Origin of the sequence: Shewanella surugensis (assembly GCF_023284005.1) — a bacterium.
GTDB classification, from domain to species: domain Bacteria; phylum Pseudomonadota; class Gammaproteobacteria; order Enterobacterales; family Shewanellaceae; genus Shewanella; species Shewanella surugensis.
Map to the genome: position 1 here is coordinate 1 of NZ_JAKIKS010000192.1, position 6,622 is coordinate 6,622.

General features: G+C 39.8%; 3 protein-coding genes. 2 read left to right on the forward strand and 1 reads right to left on the reverse strand.

The annotated features are described in order from the left end of the window. Window positions 1-464: 464 nt before the first annotated feature. Window positions 465-4,421 carry a hypothetical protein gene (locus L2764_RS25190; protein WP_248943115.1) on the forward strand — a complete coding sequence of 1,319 codons (3,957 nt, stop codon included), beginning with the start codon at window positions 465-467 and terminating at the stop codon, window positions 4,419-4,421. Between the two features lie 136 nt (window positions 4,422-4,557). Here the strand turns inward: L2764_RS25190 and L2764_RS25195 are convergent, their stop codons facing one another. Next, window positions 4,558-5,853 (reverse strand): Lcl C-terminal domain-containing protein, encoded by a 1,296-nt coding sequence (locus L2764_RS25195; RefSeq protein ID WP_248943116.1) that lies wholly within the window; start codon window positions 5,851-5,853, stop codon window positions 4,558-4,560. Between the two features lie 156 nt (window positions 5,854-6,009). Here L2764_RS25195 and L2764_RS25200 point away from each other — a divergent pair, with 156 nt between their 5' ends. Next, on the forward strand, window positions 6,010-6,465 hold the full coding sequence (locus tag L2764_RS25200) for a GNAT family N-acetyltransferase (protein ID WP_248943117.1): 456 nt from the start codon (window positions 6,010-6,012) through the stop codon (window positions 6,463-6,465). The last annotated feature ends 157 nt before the right edge of the window (window positions 6,466-6,622 follow it).

Here is a 6,622-nt window from a genome sequence, read left to right on the forward strand (position 1 = left end):
ATCGGGATCAATTAAAACTCGGAATGTAGATAGTGCCTTGGGCACGGACTTAAGCCCTTTTAGGGCGTCACCCAAATAAGCCTCCGGCTTTGCCGGAGGTAAGTTAACTATATTTTGTAACAACTATGGTTTTTAAAAACAAAATGAAAAATAATAATTTGTAAATTAGTGTAAATGTTAATTTAGTTAAATAATGTAGAGATTTAAAGTTTTAAATAGGTTGGATTAATTATTGTTAATTAGTGCTTTGCTTTGTTGTTTTGAGCTAATACGTTATTTTTTAGTTGTTTAAGGTTTTTCGGTTGTTGATTGTCGTTATTTTCGAGTGTTTCCTGTCATTTCTATTCATTAGTATCCGTATCAATTTATTAGAGTGTTATTTTATAAAGTCGGAATGGTTTTGTACCAATAAATAAAACTTTTTAATGTTTTTTGGTTTTTATTATTAATTATAGGGGCAGAATATGAGGGATAGATTTAAAGGGGAAGGAACAGTTAATAAGTGTAAAAATAAAATTGCCATTTTATCATCAATGTTTTTATCTATGGGAGCCATTGCTATCGAAGATCCTTTAAAAGGACTTCATAACGTATCGCCCCATGATGATTTATTGTCTGATACTACTTTTTTCAATAATACAACAAGAATATTATATCCAAGAATGGCTCTGCATGAAGTCTTGAGTAAGCAAGGTTTTGGTGTGGAGCAGGGGTTTGATATCAAATCGACTTCATTATCTATGATGGATTTTTTTAGTGAGCCCACACCTGAAATAGTGGCTGCAAGGTTGTTCTCAACTGCAACGGATGTGACGCTTGCCATTGCTCCTAATTATCCCAATCTTCATAGCTTTTCAGTGGCAGTGTATGATAAAAAATTTCAAACAAATGTAAATCATGTTCCTTTGGTTAAGGAAGCGTTACCTGAGTACCAATATAAGAATCAGAAAAATAAAGTCGTAAGGAGGTATAACCCTGTTAAAGCAGATTTTAATGGCTCTGGTACAGAGCAAGTGATTGCGCTTGGTGATGCACGTTCAATACATGGTCGTCATATTGTTTTGATTAAGGCGCAGGATGTAACAAAGCCATCTGAAGGGATTTCTATTTCAACAATATATGAATCCGCCCCAAAAGAGAATTCAACCACAAGAGGTGTATATGGTAGACCTGTTGTAGGTGATTTAACCGGAGATGGTAATCAAGAAATTGTAATGACAAAATCACAGTTTATTGATATATATACTGTTTGTTCGGGCAGTTATTCGAACCGAACCCACTCTGTTTGTAATAATAGCGATGGGACGAGTAAACCAGAATTCACAGTCATAAGACATACGAATGAAAGTACGTTTAAATTACCTGTCGCTACTACAAGTGTTGCGTATGATCTCAGTATTGGTAATTTCTATGGTGATGGGAACGTATTATCCGTAACGAGTACTGGCCATAATAACAGGGCACTTATTGATCTTTACAGGGTGGAAAATGGCCCTGCATCGGGTTTACAGATAACGCGTGAGTCATTCGATAATAATTTTCAATCTCACATTACAGGTGGGTATAGTAGAAATGGAGGTTATTGCTTTGCTAAGGCGGCGAAAAAGTTTCTCAATGATGTAAAAGATCAGCTTTGGCTGGCTTGCCAGTCCGAGACGGATGGGATAAATACCAATAATGGTTCAATGGTGACACTTCTTCAGCTGGATTTTTATAAAGATGAAGACAACAGAGGGCGATTTAATGTCTTGTCTAAATCGACTCCCTTTGGTGTCGATCATTGGCGTTTAAGGGGGATGACACCTTATTATCCAATGACGTTCCCCACTGACAGAGCGTTAGAAGACACGGATTTTATTAACTCAATGGCGCTGTTGTTAAGCAGTAATGTCGATACCGATTCTAATATGTATAAAATAGTACTGCTACAATCTAATCAATCTATTGATGGCGATAAAAGATCGCATATTTTTCCTCAGGCGCATACGAATGAACAAATATCACGATATGATGTAAGTAAACATGGTGGGCATCATATCCTTTTGCCATTCAGGGCTTATCAGATGTTAAGGGATGATAGTCGGTCAAGCAGGGTTTTTCGGGCAAAAAATATGTTGTCTACAGGGGACTTTACTGGCCAGTCTGTGCGATTAGGGGCGCCTCTTTATTATAAGACGCCGATCATGCAAGAGCCTTTTACTGTTATTGGTGCGCCGCCAGCCCATGTGGATTTTACATTACCATTTGATAATAATAATCCATCACCGGACATTCGGGATAATCGTGTGGTTAACTTGAGTATGGATCCTGATAGCTATATGGCTAAATTTGAGAAAAGCGCAACGGTTTCACATGGCTATACAGAGCAGAAAATTACTTCATTGACGAATTCGGTGACAACTCAAGCGTCTGCAGAAGGGGGGGCTGGGGGGGGGGTGCTTTCACCAGTGAAAGCAAGCTTTAGTGTGACAGCGGGTGGCGGCTACTTGAATGAAAAGACGGCAGATAAAGTTAATGAGAATACTGATTCTCAATCTGTATTATTATCTTTTGAAACCGGGTTTCAGGATAGAGTAGGGATCAACAATCAATATGATGAACATTTTGCTTATCCGGTATTAGGTGGGGGTGTTTGCCTTGAAGGGGATGATTGCGTAGACAGTGAGAAAGGCCAGCAATATGTAATGTATACGCGTACTTCTGAACCTCAGCGAAGCTATCTTGATGGAGGACAGGTAGCTTGGTATCAGCCGGTTCACGAAGTCAATAATGTATTATCTTACCCGCGTTCTTTAGCGCAATTGGAAGCAAATTATGGTAACCCAATAAAAGCGTTATCACAGCAAAATACTTTTTATACTTCAACGGGCAGTAGCCTCTTTGAATTGTCCTGGCTTAATGGTTCAACTTCGTCTGATACTAATACTGTTTTAAATAAAGGCATGTGGAATGCAGGCTTTAACGCGACTTATGGAACGAACGATAAGAGTGTGTTTATTAAAGCAACAGGGATAAGTTATGAAAATAAATTTGAAGTCAAATATGAGGGTTCTGTTACGAAGTCAGGTGTTGTAACAAACGTAAGTGAATATGAAGCCGGCGCTAAAGTGTCTGTGGTATTACCTAATACCTTCGCTTCGCCTGCGGCATACAGTTATGGCATTACGCCTGTGGTCTTTGATGACATATTTAATCAACAAGATATGGATGTTAATGATCCTTTTTTGTCTAAGGCGGTAAAAGAAACCATTAATAACAGTAACTCAGGCGCTTTATCGGCGGGTTACTTAAAACTTGGGCATTATGTTAATCATAGCGACAATGTGGGTACATGGTGGCGTGCTAAAAAGGGCTTATCAAAAATCGATATTGGCTTAAATAACCCTACTCGCTGGGATAAAGATGAAAGTACGCATTTGGATGAATCAGGATCAAACTGTTTGAATCGCTTCGTTTGTGCGGTGCCGTTTCAACCCACAATCGCTGGGCATGAGAACTTTGATTCTTTTTATAATATGCGGGGGTTATTTGTGACGCCTAAATGGGGAAATACAACTCGCCATGAAGCAGACGAAGGGGAAAAATTAACTTTAAGCGCGCGTATTTATAATTATAGTTTGACTGATATGCCTGTGAACAGTGAAGTGCATGTGCAGTTTTATCGCCAGTCTGTTGCTCATAATGGTAATTTAGCACCGAATTCGGCAGAACTGATTGGCGAGACTTGGATACCCGCCTTGCGTGGAGCCAATTACAAAACAGCTGCGCATGACAATTGGGCACTAGCCAGTGTGGATTGGGGTACTTCAGGCCAGGCAGGACAATATCACTTTTGGGTTGTTGCCTGGGCTGAAGATGCCCAAGGTAATATGTTAACAGAGTTACCAGGCAAGGGATTAGCGGATAATCATACTTCACCATTGTTTAGGGATATTAGTGATGTGCCGCTACAATATGTGACTCTGGACTCTCCAAGTTTAGGTCAGGTAGAGATGACATTTACAAATAATGTGGGCATGTATCCACAAGAGTTTACAGTGGTGCCTGAAAATAGCCCTGCATTTATGGCGACATCAGCATTAAGTCATGCATCTTTAACCAAAGAGAATGATAAGCTTCCTTCTTTAAAGGGGATGTTGTTAAATCCGATTACAATATCATTGAATCATCAGGATGAAAGGAGTGTGAATATTGGATTAAGTGCGCCACATAATACCCAATCACAATTAATTTATATTTCAGATGATAAAGATAATATTGTAAGTATGCAGCGGCTTGGGCGAATATATAAACATAAGAATATCAATATTCCTTTTACCTTGAAGGAATGTGGGCGAAATGCATTGACTGTTCGTGTCGGTTCACCCACTAATGAGGCAATAGCAAGTTATGAGTTCTCAGCTAATTTGCAGTGCCATTAATTGATAAACGAGGCTGACTAAATTAAGTGAATAGAGCCACCTTCTATCGAGGGTGGCTTCTATGTTCTCTATTGTTTTTAATGTAATCCATTAATGATTGCTATAAAAAAGGGTCTTAAAAAGCCCTTTTGATTTGTTAATTGATATCTCGCACTAAACGTACATAGTGGTTAATGCGTCTGACATCCCCTTGGGGGCCAAAGCCTTGTGGGAAGTCACTGGCCTTACCGACCTTGGGATCACTTCGTTGTGCTCCTGCGCCATGAACATCTTCAAGTTTAGCTTGGCCCTTTGACATAGGCGGTTTAAAGAACCCCAAAGCTTCACCAAAGCAGACATAGACGGCAGAACCACCGCCGTGCTGGTTTTGATGCGTGGTTGAGGTCCAATAGAAGGGGTAATTTTTATGGCCGCCTTCATCAATAATTGAGGTGACGTTAAACAGTGGGTTTATTGCTGCTGAATGGGTCGCGCTGGGTGAGCGGCTGTAATCGACAATACTTTGTAGCTCTTTGGCATTGGGTAAGCGCCAGTCATTGTGGCCTAAATAATTCTCTTGATTACGGTTTTGGGCCAGTGTTAATGCTGATTGCCAAGAGATGGCTTGTTGATTATCGCTTTGCTGCCACATCAGGTGAGTGGCTAAGTCAGAAATGGTGCCATTATTATTATTTTTGAAATGGTTTTTACCGTAATCACTATCGCCACGGACAAATCGCACGGTATACATCTTACTTGTTCGAGCGCGAGGATCCATCAGAGGATAGCCCTTAATACGACCATCGGCGAGGTTTACTCCAAAGAGAGTTTGATTACCGCCCATAGTGGTGCCTTGATAGACGGTAGAAGTGAGCATTTGTACATCAATGGGGCGCTTGCCATTAGCGCCGTATTCAAAGTCAAAGTAGTTAACATCGATAAAAGGTTTACCGTTTTTTACCAATCGAGACATGTCTTTAGCACTGATATCTTTACCGCTAAATAACATAAGAGAATAGGCTTCTTTAATATTGGGGAGTCGCCAATCTGTTTTATTGGCGAGGTTAAAGTTTTTCAATTTTTCAACAGCTTGTTGATAGCTCATCACTTCAAAGGATTGCTGCCATACAAGACTCGTCACATTATCGGTAATGGTGCCGTCTTGATTATTGGTATAAGAAGGCGGATTCTTTTGGTGTTGAGCATCTTGCCCGTAAAAAGCGTTGCCTTTTTGAGGTGCGGGCATGGCATTGTAGTTATTAAAGTTGGTGACTTGTCCTGTATCGACGAGGGGGAACTCATTGACTGCATCTGTGTTGGGATTTTCAATAGGAATGGAGATGAAGTCAAATTTTGGTTGTTTGGGTGGTTGAGGGCGTGCGTTAGCATAGCTTGTGCTCGCTAATATCAATATGCTTGAGCATAATAAGGTCTTTATGGGCGTTATCTTCATGGGGTGCCTTTAGTTTGAGGTGAGAGGCCGTTAGCTGTTGATTATTATAGGGCTTATTCGATTAAATTTGTGTATGGTGAATGTAAAACTATGCAGATATTTTGTGTGTGATTGTATTTTCACTATTCGTGAATTGACAGCAAAAGGAGATTATCTATGGCATTAAAGTTTAGAGAAGCTGAGTATAAGGATGTTGAAGCATTAGTGAATATGTTGTTCGATGATCCTTTAGGGACGTTAAGAGAAGATAGCTCGAAACCACTCAATTCGGCTTATTTAACGGCTTTTGAAGCTATTTTGAAAGATAATAATAACGAACTCATTATTGTTGAAAACAACGACAATATAATGGGGATGTTGCAACTCACTTTCATTCCATACTTGACCCATACAGGGAGTTGGCGCTGTTTAATTGAAGGCGTCAGGGTACAGAGTGATTGTCGAGGTAAAGGACTTGGCACTCAATTTTTTGAATGGGCGATTGAAAGAGCTAAGCAGAGAGGTTGTAACATGGTGCAGTTGACATCAAATAAAGCCCGAGTCGATGCATTACGATTTTATCAAAACTTGGGATTTGAAGCGAGCCACGAAGGTTTTAAGTTAATGTTATAATTATTTTTTCTTGTTTAATTTGCTTTATGTTGCTCCATTAGCGGATAGTGATACCCCGCACTAAAACTGGACACTCAATTAAGCGACTTTTTGCTGTTCATAATGCAGTGGGCTTTGATACCCAATTGCACTATGCCTTCTTGTTCGATTGTAATCA